General features: G+C 29.0%; 12 protein-coding genes. 9 read left to right on the top strand and 3 right to left on the bottom strand.

All coding sequences use genetic code 11. The features are described 5' to 3' along the window. The first annotated feature begins 456 nt into the window (after window positions 1-456). The 3 genes from ACYUEX_RS12830 to ACYUEX_RS12820 all read left to right on the top strand — a co-directional run bounded on the left by ACYUEX_RS12830 (window position 457) and on the right by ACYUEX_RS12820 (window position 5,194). Window positions 457-1,506 carry a carbamoyl phosphate synthase small subunit gene (locus tag ACYUEX_RS12830; protein WP_411169393.1) on the top strand — a complete coding sequence of 350 codons (1,050 nt, stop codon included), beginning with the start codon at window positions 457-459 and terminating at the stop codon, window positions 1,504-1,506. A 13-nt stretch (window positions 1,507-1,519) separates the two neighbouring features. Then, the gene (carB, locus tag ACYUEX_RS12825) at window positions 1,520-4,726 is read left to right on the top strand and encodes a carbamoyl-phosphate synthase large subunit (RefSeq protein ID WP_460288543.1); all 3,207 of its coding nucleotides are present in this window, start codon (window positions 1,520-1,522) and stop codon (window positions 4,724-4,726) included. A gap of 177 nt (window positions 4,727-4,903) precedes the next feature. After that, window positions 4,904-5,194, top strand: a complete 291-nt coding sequence (locus tag ACYUEX_RS12820) for a hypothetical protein (RefSeq protein ID WP_460288542.1) — start codon at window positions 4,904-4,906, stop codon at window positions 5,192-5,194. Window positions 5,195-5,221: 27 nt separating this feature from the next. On the opposite strand, the gene ACYUEX_RS12815 is transcribed toward ACYUEX_RS12820, so the two are convergent. From ACYUEX_RS12815 to ACYUEX_RS12805, 3 genes are all read right to left on the bottom strand, one after another. Further along, window positions 5,222-6,319, bottom strand: coding sequence for an HD-GYP domain-containing protein (locus ACYUEX_RS12815; RefSeq protein ID WP_411169396.1), 1,098 nt, complete (start codon window positions 6,317-6,319; stop codon window positions 5,222-5,224). Window positions 6,320-6,442: 123 nt separating this feature from the next. Then, window positions 6,443-8,338: a type I glutamate--ammonia ligase gene (locus tag ACYUEX_RS12810; RefSeq protein ID WP_411169397.1), complete on the bottom strand. Its 1,896-nt coding sequence runs from the start codon at window positions 8,336-8,338 to the stop codon at window positions 6,443-6,445. A gap of 236 nt (window positions 8,339-8,574) precedes the next feature. Continuing rightward, window positions 8,575-10,332: a MutS-related protein gene (locus ACYUEX_RS12805; protein WP_411169398.1), complete on the bottom strand. Its 1,758-nt coding sequence runs from the start codon at window positions 10,330-10,332 to the stop codon at window positions 8,575-8,577. Between the two features lie 181 nt (window positions 10,333-10,513). On the opposite strand from ACYUEX_RS12805, the gene murI reads away from it, so the two are divergent. The 6 genes from murI (at window position 10,514) to ACYUEX_RS12775 (ending at window position 15,386) form a co-directional block, all read left to right on the top strand. Next, window positions 10,514-11,296 carry a glutamate racemase gene (gene murI, locus ACYUEX_RS12800; RefSeq protein ID WP_460288541.1) on the top strand — a complete coding sequence of 261 codons (783 nt, stop codon included), beginning with the start codon at window positions 10,514-10,516 and terminating at the stop codon, window positions 11,294-11,296. Window positions 11,297-11,436: 140 nt separating this feature from the next. Next, window positions 11,437-11,706: an STAS-like domain-containing protein gene (locus ACYUEX_RS12795; protein ID WP_411169400.1), complete on the top strand. Its 270-nt coding sequence runs from the start codon at window positions 11,437-11,439 to the stop codon at window positions 11,704-11,706. A 142-nt stretch (window positions 11,707-11,848) separates the two neighbouring features. Next, window positions 11,849-12,373 (top strand): peptidylprolyl isomerase, encoded by a 525-nt coding sequence (locus ACYUEX_RS12790; protein ID WP_460288540.1) that lies wholly within the window; start codon window positions 11,849-11,851, stop codon window positions 12,371-12,373. A gap of 30 nt (window positions 12,374-12,403) precedes the next feature. Beyond that, window positions 12,404-12,781 carry a DUF3783 domain-containing protein gene (locus ACYUEX_RS12785; RefSeq protein ID WP_411169402.1) on the top strand — a complete coding sequence of 126 codons (378 nt, stop codon included), beginning with the start codon at window positions 12,404-12,406 and terminating at the stop codon, window positions 12,779-12,781. Further along, window positions 12,774-13,454 (top strand): helix-turn-helix domain-containing protein, encoded by a 681-nt coding sequence (locus ACYUEX_RS12780; protein ID WP_411169403.1) that lies wholly within the window; start codon window positions 12,774-12,776, stop codon window positions 13,452-13,454. The genes ACYUEX_RS12785 and ACYUEX_RS12780 overlap by 8 nt, the downstream gene beginning before the upstream one ends. A 126-nt stretch (window positions 13,455-13,580) precedes the next feature. Beyond that, on the top strand, window positions 13,581-15,386 hold the full coding sequence (locus ACYUEX_RS12775; RefSeq protein ID WP_460288539.1) for a S8 family peptidase: 1,806 nt from the start codon (window positions 13,581-13,583) through the stop codon (window positions 15,384-15,386). Window positions 15,387-15,406: the final 20 nt, after the last annotated feature.

The raw sequence follows: 15,406 nt of genomic DNA, 5'->3' as shown, positions 1-15,406 counted from the left end.
AATGTACAATATTATAACACTGAGAATTATTGTTTTCAATATAAATATAGAATATTTTTACAAAAGGTATATTTAATGTTAGGTATAAGCAAAGCTATTAATATTTTAAAAAATATGTCTATAATAACCATATTAAATTTTCTTGACATATATTTATATAAAATATAGAATATTATCAAAAAGATAAATAAATTTTAAATAAAGTTAAAAAGTACACTTTAAATTGGTCCTGTGAGGCCAGAAAGGGAGTATATAATTATGTTATATTTATATTTACAAAATAATTGCATAGCTATGTCAGTAAGGACGTTTTCTAATGCTGATATTAAGTATATAAGGATAGTAGGGAGAAAATATAGTTAAATTTCTCCTTAGTATCCTTTTATTTTTAGATAAGTAGAGCTTTTGTAAAGTGTATTTTTAGCTAAACATATTTAATTTTGAGGAGGGCTAAATATGAAAGCAAAACTAATATTAGAGAATGGCATGACTTTTGAAGGTAAAGCCTTTGGACACTTAAAAGACAGTATAGGAGAAGTAGTATTTACTACAGGAATGACAGGCTATCAAGAGGTTTTAACAGACCCATCATATTATGGACAAATAGTTACAATGACTTATCCTCTTATAGGAAACTATGGAATCAACTTAGAGGATATGGAATCAAAATCCCCTAAGGTTAAAGGGTTTATAGTTAGAGAAAAATGTAATTTTCCAAATAACTTTAGATGTGAAATGGACCTTGAAAATTACTTAAAGCAAAATAAGATAATTGGATTAGAGGGCATAGATACTAGAGCATTAACAAAGGTATTAAGGAATTATGGAACTATGAAAGGGATGATTTCTTTAGAAGAGGTTACTTTAGAAGATGTAAAAGAAAGAATAACTTCTTTTTCAAATAAAGACGCTGTTAGTATAGTAAGCACTAAAGAAAAGTATTCAATAGAAGGTGAAGGAAAACATGTCGCAATAGTTGACTTTGGAATAAAAGAAAATATAATAAGAAATTTCAAAAATAGAGGCTGTAAATTAACAGTTTTTCCTATGAATGTAACAGCAGAAGAAATCTTAGAAGTAAATCCAGACTTAGTGTTTTTATCAAATGGACCAGGGGATCCAGAGGACTTAGGAGATGTAATAGAAAATATTAAGAAATTAGTAGGAAATAAACCTATAGTAGGTATATGTTTAGGACACCAGCTTTTAGCATTAACTTTAGGTGGTAAAACTACTAAATTGAAGTTTGGTCACAGAGGATGTAACCATCCAGTTAAAGATTTAGAAGAAAATAAAGTTCATATTACATCACAAAATCATGGATATGTAGTAGAGACTCTACCAAATGATGTTGTAGCGACACATTTAAATATAAATGATGGAACAATTGAAGGAATGAAGCATGCAACACTTCCAATATTCTCAGTTCAATTTCATCCAGAAGCTGCAGCGGGCCCAAAGGATAGCGAATATATATTTGATAAATTTATGAAATATGCATTATAGGAGGATTTAAGATATGCCATTAAATAAAGAGATAAAAAAAGTTTTAGTTATAGGATCAGGTCCAATAGTTATAGGTCAAGCTGCAGAGTTTGATTATTCAGGAACTCAAGCTTGCCAAGCACTTAAAGAGGAAGGAATAGAAGTAGTTTTAGTTAATTCAAACCCAGCGACTATTATGACTGATGCAGAAATTGCTGACAAGATATATATAGAACCATTAACTGTAGAATTTTTAGAAAAAGTTATAGATAAGGAAAGACCAGATAGTTTACTTACAGGAATGGGAGGTCAAACAGGACTTAACCTTTCAGTAGATTTACATGAAGCAGGAATACTTGAAAAGTATAATGTAAAAGTAATTGGTACATCTATTCAATCAATAAAAGAAGGCGAAGATAGAGAGCTTTTTAGAAATATGATGAATAGAATAAATGAACCAGTTATACAAAGTGAAATCATAACTGAAATGGAAGCAGGAGTAGCGTATGCTTCAATTATAGGATATCCAGTAATAGTTAGACCGGCTTATACGCTAGGGGGAACAGGTGGCGGAATAGCTGAAAATGAAGCAGAGATTAGAGAAATATTAGCTTCAGGATTACAATTAAGTACAATAGGACAAGTTCTTTTAGAAAAGTCAGTTAAGGGATGGAAAGAAGTAGAGTACGAAGTTATGAGAGACTCTTATGGAAACTGCATAACTGTATGTAACATGGAAAACATAGACCCAGTTGGAATACATACAGGAGATAGTATAGTAGTAGCACCATCGCAAACTTTATCAGATAAAGAATACCAAATGCTTAGAACATCAGCAATAAATATAATAAATGCAGTAGGAATAGAAGGTGGATGTAACGTACAGTTTGCATTAAATCCAAATTCATTTGAGTATGCAGTAATAGAAATAAATCCAAGAGTTTCAAGATCATCAGCTCTTGCATCTAAGGCAACAGGATATCCAATAGCAAAACTTGCAGCTAAAATAGCTTTAGGTTATGGATTAGATGAAATAAAAAATGCTGTAACTCAAAAAACATATGCTTGTTTTGAGCCAACATTAGATTACGTAGTAGTTAAAATTCCAAAATGGCCTTTTGATAAGTTCTTTACTGCTGATAGAGCCTTAGGAACTAAGATGATGGCAACTGGAGAAATAATGGCTATAGGCGCAAACCTAGAAGCAGCACTATTAAAAGGAATAAGAAGCTTAGAAATAGGAAAGTACTCTTTAGATCATCCAAAGTTTAAAGAATTAAGCATCCAAGAATTAAAATCAATAGTAGTTAAGCCAGACGATGAAAGATTATTTGCTTTATCAGAAATGATAAGAAGAGATTATAGAATCGAAAGTATAGCAAAAATTACAGGAATAGATATATTCTTCTTAGAAAAGTTTAAATGGATTGTTGAGGAAGAAACAAGATTAAAGTTAAGTAAGATAGAAGATTTAGATAAAGAATGGTTATTAAATTTAAAGAAAAAAGGATTCTCAGATAAAGCTATAGCAGATATGCTTAGAGTTAGTCCAGATGATGTATATAGATTAAGAAGCATTTGGAACATAAAGCCTGCATATAAGATGGTTGATACTTGTGGAGGAGAATTTGAAGCTTTATCACCATATTATTACTCAACATATGAGCAATTTGACGAAGTAGAAGTATCAGATAAAAAGAAGGTAATAGTTATAGGATCAGGTCCTATTAGAATAGGACAAGGAATAGAGTTTGACTATGCTTCAGTTCACTGTGTAATGGCATTAAAGAAGATGGGAATTGAAACTATAATAGTAAATAATAACCCAGAAACAGTGAGTACTGATTTTAATATTTCAGATAAGCTATACTTTGAACCACTAACAGAGGAAGATGTATTAAACATAATAGAAAAAGAAAATCCATATGGAGTTATACTTCAATTTGGTGGTCAAACAGCTATTAAGCTTGCTAATTTCTTAAAGGAAAAAGGAATTAAAACTTTAGGAACTACAGCAGATCAAATAGATATGGCTGAAGATAGAGAAAAATTTGATGCTTTATTAGAGGAGTTAGCAATTGACAGACCAAAAGGTAAGGGAGTTTGGACTATAGAAGAAGGATTAGAAGAAGCGAGAAGATTAGGATTCCCAGTACTAGTAAGACCTTCATATGTTTTAGGTGGTCAAGGGATGGAAATAACTTTTGATGAAGAAGAATTAACATACTATCTAAAAAATGCATTTATAAAAGATAGAAAAAATCCTATATTAGTAGATAAATACTTAATGGGCAGAGAAATTGAAGTAGATGCAATATCAGATGGAGAAGAAATACTAATACCTGGAGTAATGGAACACTTAGAAAGAGCAGGAGTTCACTCTGGAGACTCAGTTACAATGTACCCAAGTCAAAATATTAGTGATGATATAAAAGATAAGGTTTTAGATTACACAAAAAAATTAGCAGTAGCTATAGGAATTAAGGGTATGATAAATATTCAGTTCATCGAATTTGAAGGAGAGCTTTATATAATAGAAGTAAATCCAAGAGCTTCAAGAACAGTTCCATACATTAGCAAGGTAAGTAAGGTGCCAATAGTAGATTTAGCTACTAAGGTAATGCTTGGTAATAAATTAAGAGATTTAGGATACGGTGTTGATATATATCCAGAACCAGAATTAGTATCAGTTAAGGTTCCTGTATTCTCAACTCAAAAATTACCTAAGGTTGAAGTGTCATTAGGACCAGAAATGAAATCTACAGGAGAAGTTTTAGGTGTAGGTAGAGACGTATTAGAAGCACTTTATAAAGGTTTTGTAGGTGGAAGTATGTATCCTTCAAATAGAAAGGGTAAAATATTAGCAACTATAAACAAGCATGATAAAGAAGAATTTTTACCAATAGCTGAAATGTTATCAGATGTAGGATATAAATTTGTAGCAACAAAAGGAACAGCTAAGCTATTAAGAGATGCAGGAATAGATGCTGAAGAAGTTAGAAAGCTAAATGAAGAAACTCCAAATATACTGGATATGGTTAAGAATAAAGAGGTAGATTTAGTAGTTAATACACCTACAAAGGGAAATGACTCTAAGAGAGATGGATTCTTAATTAGAAGAGCTGCTGTGGAGCGTAATATAGGGGTTATAACAGCTTTAGATACTTTAAAAGCAATAGCTGAGGTTAAAGTAGCTGGAATTGATAAAAAGGACTTAGAAGTATTTAATATAGTAGAATAGTTAAAAGGTGGTGAATTTATTCACCACTTTTTTGTGTAAAATTATTATGAAATTAGTATCATAATTACAAAAAATAAAAATTTCGAAATTTATATAGAAAGTTTTCTACAAGTATTGACATAAAACGTACGTTCGTATAATATGATTATAGAACTTATGTTTGGTTGGAGGGTAATTATGAATAATGATATTTTTGTAAAATTAAATTATAAGACAATGGGAGAATTTAAGAGCTTAATTATAGATAGACAGCATATAGATAAAGAAAGTGCAAAGTACTTAATGTGCACAGGAAAATATGATAAAAATGGATGGACTTTTATATTCAAAGCAAATAGTATAAAAGAAGCTGAAGATTTTATAAATAATAATTCATTAAGAGCAAAAAGAAATAGTATTAAAAATGTTTTAAATAATAATATAACTATGATAGATAGAGAAAAAGTTCATATACCAGCATGGATATAAAAAATAAGGCAGAGTAAAACCTCTACCTTAATATGATTTTGATATGTTTTTTTCTACACCACATATAACTAAAGATAATTCATCTATTAAACTTATAGTAACTCCTTCTTTATCCTTTAGACTACTTTTTACTATTTTAACATTTGGTCTTAAAGGGAAATTACGGAAGGTTTGTTGAACTACACCTAAATCGCCATTACTTAATCTAATGACCGTTCCATTTGGAAATGGAACAATGACTCTAGAAAATACTTTAACCATTTCGAAATCAAATATTGTGTTAGCGTGACTCATTATATACTCTAGTGCATCACTAGCGCACATAGGTTGAATATAATATTTCTCAGATGTTAATGTGTCATACACATCAGCAATTGAAACTATTCTAGCTAATTTATTTATTTGATTTCCAATTAAGCCTTTAGGGTAGCCTAAACCATCGATTCTTTCGTGATGTTGTAAAATTATTATTTTACTATCATTATGCAAAAAATCTTTATCTTTTAAATAACAATAACCTTTTTCACAGTGACTTTTCATTAACTCAAATTCATCATAAGTCAAAGGATCTTCCTTGGCTACAATTTCTTTTTCTATAAAGGCCTTACCTATATCATGCAACAATGCTCCAATGCATAAATTTAAAAGCTCATCTCTATTTAGATTTAAACTTATTCCAACAACTAATGATATAAGAGCAACATTTATAGAATGCGAATAAGTATTTAAATGTAAGTTTTTAATATCTACTAAATAATATATTACATTTTCATTAGATAAAATACTGTTTAAAAGATCCTCAGCCAGTAGGTGAATAGATTTTAAATAAGAATCATCCTTTTCTGAATCAGCTTTTATGGAATCTATGCAACTAACATTATCAAAGGTGCTTTTTATTAGTTCTGAAGCCTTTTTTCTAAGTTCCGGTTTTATTATATTTTCTATTTCGTAATTACTTACATCATCAATAACATATAATGAAGTTATACTTAAGCTTCTGAGCTTTTTTATTAAACTATTCGTTAGTACAGATCCTGAATTTAATAAAACTCTTCCTTCAATATCATATAGAGTTTTACTAAGGTATGAATTAGCCCTAATACTTTCTAAAGGAATAAGCCTCATATTTTACACCTCTATTTTATATTTGTATATATTATATCAATTTTAGTGATATAATACTAGCATTTACATAATGATGTTACTGCATAAAAAAAAGTTAAGCAGTGAGCTTAACTTTTTTTATATTTATATATCCAATAAATTTTTTGTATAGTTATCATAAAGGTTTCTTAAATTTTTCATTTTATCATCTAGTTCAAGATATAAATCAGAAGCTAAAGAGTAGTTTTCATTAGCTAAGGATTCTTTTATACGAGAGAATAAGCTTTTATTTGTATAAGTATCCTTCATTATATAGTGTCTTAGATCATTTATAGTCATCCAATTTGATACATCTAAATCTAAAGCAGCATTAGAATGAAGTTTTTTAAAGTTCCGGATTTCAGATGAGTGGTTTAATATAACTCTATGAATTATGTCAGTCATCCATCTTTGAATTATAGCAAGCTTAAAGCTATTTATTAGTTTATCACTAAAAACATCATTTCTTTTTAATATATTTAACTTTTCACGATATTTATCTAATTGAAGTAAATTCTCATATACAGTAGCAGGTGCCTTACCAAAGTATTCATTTCTTTCCTCATCAGAATAGAATTCAAATACATCTTCCTCACTTCTATAAGCTCTAGATTTTTCTAGGTATTTAGCTTCTTCACCAGGTTTTTTAGATAATTCAGCTAAAAGTTCTTCTTCCGTTCTATCATTTTCAAGAGCATACATTATTCCATCAAGCATTGCCATATATGACACTGAAAGAGCAAGGTAAATATTTGTATGAGGATTAGGTGATCTAAGCTCAAATCTAGTTGCCAATGGGTTCATTAAATCTCTTATTAAACCTATTAATATAGTTCTATTTCTTGAAGGGTTATCAGGAGATACCCCAAGTGATGTTACTATACATATAGGAGCTTCAAAACCAGGCTTTAATCTTTTAAAGGCCCCATTAGTACAAGAAATAAATGGGTTCATAATTTCATAATTTTTTAATACTCCCATTATTGCTCCATAACCTATGCAGCTTAAGAAATCCTCCTTAGTCGCATGGAATAGGTTTATTCTCTTTCCATCCTTAAGTTTTAAACTAACTCCTAGGTGAATATGCATACCTGATCCTGCAACATCATCTATAGGTTTTGCTTTGAATGTAACATCTAATCCATGTCTTCTAAATGTTTCTTGAATAAGGATTTTAACAAATATTTCATTATCAGCAGCTTGAATAGCATCACTATACTTCCAGTCAACTTCAAGTTGCTCCATTATATGATTAAATTGTCCATTAGCATCAAGTTTGGATTTAACTCCACCAACTTCTTTATGACCCATTTCAGGTTCAAATCCGTATTCTTCCATAAGCAATAAGGTTTCTTCAAGAGCAGTTCTTACGGCTCCTTTAGTTCTAGTCCAATATTGTTCTTGTAATACTTGAGATGTAGATAGCTCCTCAATATGTGCTTTTTCATTTGGAGTATTAACCCAAAATTCCAATTCTGAAGCTGAAGTAATTACGATTTGATCAATATCATCAAATTTAATTTTAAATGGTTTCAAAGTTTCTGGTTTATTTTTAAAGATATCTAAAAGAGTTGATTTAAAGGTGTTTACTACTGAAGTAAGGGTGTTTCTTGAACATACTGCTTTATTATTATGAATTAGAAATGAAGGGATTCTAAGAGTACCAACAGGCTTGTTAGTAGAAGTGTCAATGTGATCGAAATTATAGTCAACAAACCAATTAGCATTAAGATCTGCAACCATATCTACTTTTGCATCATTTAGTGTTGCGATTCCAGGAAGTACAACTGAAGAACCATCCGTTTGAATTGCAACTCCGTTTAAAAATGAGTCAATGTCGTCTAAAAATAATCTTGCAGGAATTTTTTCGTCGGTATCGTTACCTGATAAATCTATTCCAACAATAGATACAAATTTTATTTCAGGATGGTCTTTAAAGATTTTAAATAAGTCTTCTTTATTGTGTTTTGATTTGGGAATTGTAAAAATTAAATCTTTCATAAAAAGCTTCCTTGCCGAAATATAACAAGGAAAATTCACTTCCTTTCTGTTTTAATTCGAATATTCAACTGGTATAGACATCATAACATTCGTGAATCTCTTTAATTTATAAAGAAATTCTATTATATACACCGTATGATGTCAATAATTAATTTTATAAAGTGAGCAAAAATATTTCGCTAAAAATAGAAAGAGAAATAGAGAGAGTTTTATGTTTAAAACTCTCTCTATTTCATTTATATTTTATTTAAAGAAATATTTTTAATTGAACTTTTTATTATTTCATCTGGATATCCTAAAAATTCTAATAATTTTATAGCATTGCCTGTATTACAAATACCTTCTTTTAGTTTAAAATCAAAAACCAAGCCTTCTTTTTTATCAACATTCTCACAGAAGTAATACCTTAAATACTTATCATCGCAAGTTTCAGCTAATTCTAAATCATGGGTTGCAACAATTGAAAGTGCATTTCTATTCATAATATATTTTAATATTTGCTTAGATGTTGCAATTCTTTCAATTGGATTTGTTCCTTTAAAAATTTCATCAATTATACAAAATGCAGGGATTTCATCTTCTAATGAATTTAGAATTCTAAGCACTGCATTACATTCTTCTAAATAGTAGCTAGTCCCTGATAAAACATCATCAGAAATACTAAGAGAAGACATTACTCTAAAGAAAGATGCTTTATATTCATCACATAAGCATGTATAAATAGATTGAGATAGTAGTATATTTAAGGCTAAAGTTCTCATAAATGTAGATTTACCTGACATATTAGAGCCAGTTAAAATTACCCCTTTTTTATTTAGATATATACTATTAGGCACTCCCTTCTCTAATAAAGGGTGAAGTGCATTTTTTACTTCAAAAAATCTATCTTCATTATTTACAAATGTAGGTAAACAATAATTTTTAACTCTACTTCTATATGAAGCTATAGAAATATAAGCTTCTATTTTTCCAACAAGTGCATAAATTTCTATTAAAGATTGTCTATTTTCTTTTATTATATTGATTATAGAGTAATAAGATCTTATTTTAGTTAAAAATAATGCATTTATAGTTTCAAGAAATATATCTAGTTCCCCTTGGGTATATATAAATAATGTTTTTCTATCTATTTTTGAAAAAGGAGCTAATTTTTCCTTTATTATATTTATATCTTCATTTAATGCAGAATCTTCTATTTTACATAGTTCTTTAGCAGTCCTAATAAAATTTCCTAAGTACTGAAGAGAGGTAAGCTCGTATTCTATTTCAGAAGCTGTCTTCATTGAAATTAACATGTACATAACAAATATACCAAAAAACATTGCAATCTTATCAGAGCCATCAATTAAAAACCAAATTAATACTGCAACAGCAGATAAGGCTATAAAATTGTACAATAATATTTTTAATCTATTAACAATTGCATCAGTATTAAATAGGTTGAAAATTTCACCTTTTTTTTGCCTTCCTAAGTTAGAGTATATTTGCTGAATATTACCCCTTAAATTTTTGTCATTTTTAAGTTTTTCGATTATTTTATTTCTTTTTTCTAATTCTTCTATATTTGTTTTAGGAGTTCTTAAGATGTAATATAACATTTGCTCACCAGGAGTAGATGAGCAGATACTTATATTTTTTATTAATTCATCTATATTTAAATCATGAGCTGTTTGATCATCTATATTATGAAAGTTAGACTCATTTAATGATTCTGGGCCGTATTCATCATAGAATTTATGTATTTTTTTAAAATCAAATTTAGCATCATAAGCATCTGGCCAAGAAGAAATTAAATAGTTTATTTCTTGCATCTTTTTTAACTTGTCAAAAAGTTTAGAGGATATGAGTACAAATATAATAAATAATATTATTCCTATTTGATATATTCGTCCACCTAAAAGAGACCCCATATTAAATGTAAAGTAAATTGTAAGTATCGATAAGAATATAAAAAAGTAAGTAAAAAGCCTGTAAATTAATAAATTTTTTTTCAAAATACCACCCCTATTACATAATTTGTATATTTTATTATAATATAACATAAAGCTAAAAAATAGATTTATAAGAATAATTTATTAATATTGACACCATACAAGTAACATTATAAATTTATGGACTTATACTAAAGAAAGGTATAAAATAAATTATAGAATTAAAGAAAATGGAGTGAGAGAGTTGGACAACAAAAATAGGCCAATAGGTTTTTTTGATTCAGGATTAGGCGGATTAAGTGTAATGAAAGAGGCAATAAAAATAATGCCTAATGAAAACTATATATATTTTGGAGATTCTAAAAATGTACCTTATGGTATGAAAAGTGTAGATGAAGTTAGAGATTTAACTTTTAAGGCAGTAGAATTTCTATTAAGTAAAGGGGTAAAGGGAATAGCAATTGCTTGCAACACAGCAACTAGTGCAGCTGTAGCCGACTTAAGAAAAGTATATCCAGATTTACCTTTAGTGGGGATAGAGCCTGCTTTAAAGCCAGCAGTTGAGTTAAATAATGAAGGAAATATATTAATTATGGCAACTGCAATGACGTTAAAAGAAGAGAAATTTAATAGATTAATGAATAAATACAGTGATAGATCATCTATAGTTCCTGTTCCATGTCCTGGACTCATGGAATTTATTGAAGAAGGTAAACTTGAAGGAGAAGAGGTTGAAGAGTACCTATTTAATAAGATAAATACATACAATAAGGGAAAGATAGCTTCTATTGTTTTAGGGTGCACACATTATCCATTTATAAAAGAAAGCTTAATTAAAGTTATAGGTAGTGATATTACTATAATAGATGGAAGTTTAGGAACAGTAAAAGAATTAAGACGAAGACTAAATGATAAAGGTTTATTAACAGGGTCCAATAAAAAGGGATCTATAGAAATTATTAATTCATCTAACAAAATAGAAGTTATAGAGTTAAGTAAAGAATTATTAGGTATACAATTAAATTGAGCTTAGAGGATTAAAGATCTTCTAAGCTTAATTTTTTATAAAAATATTTGTTAAATTGTTGACAAAAAATAGGTAAGTTGATATATTATAGTAAAGGGTAAATTTTCAGAAAATTCAAAAAGTGAAACGGAGGTATATTTATGGAAATTAAAATAAAAGAGGTATTTGGAGCAAATATGACTATAGAAGATGCTATTTTATTAAGAGAAATGATTAGGAATAATATAAACCTAGGTGTATCTCTTGATTTTGAGGGATTTAATAGAATTCCAACAACTTTTTTAAACTTGTTACTTGGAGACTTAATAAATAAGTTTGGAAGAGAACTTATTTTTAAACAAATAGATGTTAAAAATTTATCAAATAATACGGATTATTATAGAGTGGTACTAGGAACTACTTTTCAATAAAGCATAGAGAAATCTATGCTTTTTCTATTAAATAATATATAATTACCATAAGAAATAATTTAGTATTATAATATGATTTTGAATTCATAAATCAAAATATGATAATACTAATAAAAAATTAAATTTTGAAGGGAGATTTATTATGAAAAATCCAATAGTAACTATAAACATGGAAGATGGAGGAGTTATAAAAGCAGAATTATATCCGGAAATAGCACCAAATACAGTAAGAAATTTTATAGATTTAATTAACAGAGGTTTTTATGATGGAATTATATTTCATAGAGTAATACCAGGTTTTATGATACAAGGAGGCTGCCCAGAAGGTACTGGAATAGGAGGCCCTGGATATAGCATTAAGGGAGAGTTTAGTAGAAATGGCTTTAAGAATGATTTAAAGCATTCAAGAGGAGTACTTTCAATGGCTAGAACTATGATACCTGATTCAGCTGGAAGTCAAATCTTTATAATGGTTCAAGATTCACCACACTTAGATGGACAATATGCTTCTTTTGGAAAAGTTATAGAGGGAATGGAAGTTGCAGATAAGATAGTAAGCTCAAAAAGAGATTATAGTGATAGACCATACGAAGATCAAAAAATGCTAAAGGTAACAGTAGATACTTTTGGTGAAACTTATGATGCACCAGAAATAATAGAAGATTAATAAAGGGTTATTAGGAGGGGTTATAGTTATATGCTTGATAATAATAAGTGTATTTTAGCTTATAATATTCCAGAAAAAGAGTTAAATATATTAAAGGAAGAAGGATTTAAATTAATAGTTATTTCACATGACATGGTAGAAATGACTATTAGGGATATATTAAATGGATTAAAGTTTGAAACATTTAATCAAAATATAAGAATGGAATCTGTTATTCTTTTCAATAATTTTTCAGATGATGAACTTAACAAAACCATAAAAAGTATTAGACAAAAATTTAAAGGCGGAATATTAGCTACAGTAACACCAACTTCAATGGAGTGGAAATTTAATTATTTAGTTGAACACTTAGTTGAAGAAAGGGAATGGTATTTAAAACATCAGAAGGGAAGATCTCAAAATGAGTAGAGTTGGGGAAAAGATAAAAGAGGCAAGACTTAAAAGTGGTATGAGTCAAAAGATGCTAGCAAAAAAGCTAGGTGTAGCAGAGAAGTTTATAAATGAAGTTGAATTAGGGAGAAAGGTAGCTCAAGAGTCTTTTATAGATAAGGCAGCAAAAGTATTAAATACTGATTTTAATGATGTAAGTATGGTTGTTACAGATGAGGCTTTATTAGAAGAGAGAAAAGCTATAAAAGAATCATTAGCTAAAAAAACTAAGAACAAAATTGAAAATGATGAGGTTTGGACTAATGCTTTTTCATCAGTATTAAAGAATGTTCTTATTTTTGATTATTCACTTCAAAATAAAAAAGGATTTAAGGAATTGCCTATACATTCTAATAAAATAGAAGGTCATCCTCAAGATAAGGTTTTATACTTAGAAATTCAGGATGATGAAATGTCTGGGTTTAGAATTTTAAAAGGTGATTTAGCATTTGCTTATTTAGTTAAAGAAATAAGTAATAACGGAATATTTTTAGTTGAGTACAAAGGTAAAAGAGCTATAAGACAAATAAAGAGTCTAGGAAATTCAAAAATCCTATTAGTAAGCAATGGAGGAAGTTTATTAACAGAAACTATGGAGCTTAAGGAAGTAACTGTACTGGCTAAATTAGAAAAGTTAGAGATATCATTATAAAAGATAAAAGTTATTTTAAAATGTATTCATTTTAAAATAACTTTTTTTATATACAAAACAAATTTTAAATTAGGTTCTCACTTTTTTTAAAAGGTACATATATTAAATATAAACAAAGTACATGAGGTGATAACTATAGAAAACATAAATCCAAATAAAGTAGATGCCGGGTTAGGACTTATACAAAATGTACCAAAGAATATATTAAGCAAATTAGGAATAAACTATGGAACTAAATTTACAGAGACTAACTTAATAGAAGTTACTATAATATCTGGAGATACTCCTGAAAATGTTACAAAAATCGTAGAAAGTTTAGGTGGGAAATATGAAGATTTAGGTTTTGGATTTGGAATAGTTACTATACCCATAGGTAATTTAGGAAAATTAGCAAGTAGTGATTCAATACGATATATAGAGTTACCCAAAAGCCTATATACAACAGATTCTCAAAGTAATAGGGCAGCTTGTGTAACTACAGCTAGAGAAAATTTTAACCTTCTAGGTGAAGGTGTGTTAATAGGATTTATAGATTCAGGAATAGACTATACTCATCCAGGTTTTAGAAATCAAGACGGAACAACAAGAATAGATTATATATACGATTTAAGTGACAATGGTAAAATTTATAACAGAGAAACTATAAATACTGCACTCCAGAATCCAGATCCTTTTTCAGTAGTTCCTTCTTATGATAGTACTGAGCATGGAACACATGTGGCAGGAATTGCTTGTGCAGGAGGAAATATAAACCCGTCTTTCTATGGTGTTGCACCTAAAAGTTCTATTGCTATGGTTAAATGCACTAGAGGTCAATTTGCTCTTAGTACTAATATAATGAGAGGGCTTAAATTTTTAGTTGACAGAGGTAAAGAACTTAAAAAACCATTGGTAGTAAATATAAGCTTAAGTACAAATGATGGGGCACATAATGGAACAAGTCTTTTAGAGCAATATATATCAACCATTTCCACACTAGAGAGAATATCTATTGTTATTGCAGCTGGAAATGAGGGGGATGCGGCACATCATGTTGGTGGAGACTTAGAAGGAGAAAAAAGAATCGCTATAAATGTAGCTGAAGATGAGGCTATAGTAATATTAAATCTATATAAACCAGTGTTGTCTAATATATCTATAAGAATTACTACGCCTAGTGCATTTACCAGTGGTGAAATAGTAATAAGAGAAGGCTACACTGAAGGAATAATAGGAAGAGATAGATATCAAATTTTTTATACAGGGCCTAAGCCTTTTGATATAATAGGAGAAATATCAATTGCATTAATTACAAATGCTCAGTATATATCATCTGGACAATGGGAAATTAGATTATCTTTATTAAATGAATATAAAGGTATATTTGATATGTGGTTACCTATCTCAGAAGGATTAAATACAAATACTAAGTTTCTTCAGCCTACAGTTTTAAATACATTGGGTATACCTGCAACAGTTTATAATGTAATTGCAGTAGGAAGCTATAATTATGTTACAAATAATATATCATCCTTTAGTGGAAGAGGAAGGCCAGTTGTATTTCAAAGAATAAGACCAGATTTGGTTGCGCCAGGAGAAAATATATCTTCAACAACCCCTAATAGGTCTTTCGATACTAAAAGTGGTACATCTATGGCTACACCACATGTGTCAGGAATTGCTGGGTTAATGATGGAGTGGGGAATAGTTAAAAGAAATGATCCCTATTTATATGCGGAGAGACTAAAATATTATTTAGTTGTTTCAGCTAAAAGACCTAGAACAGATATAACCTACCCAGATCCTAGTTGGGGGTATGGAGAAGTATGTTTAAATAACGCAATAGAAAGCATTATAAGTAATATAGGATTTATTGGAATGAGAAATGATAGAAGTGAAGTTGAAAAATATAGAGTTGGAAACTTATTTATAAGTGAGCCAAAAGATATATGAAAGAACAAAATTCATATTAA

The organism is Clostridium sp. CTA-7, assembly GCF_054768095.1.
Note: the sequence above shows the minus strand (reverse complement) of the source record. Positions and strands in the feature narration are given on the sequence as shown.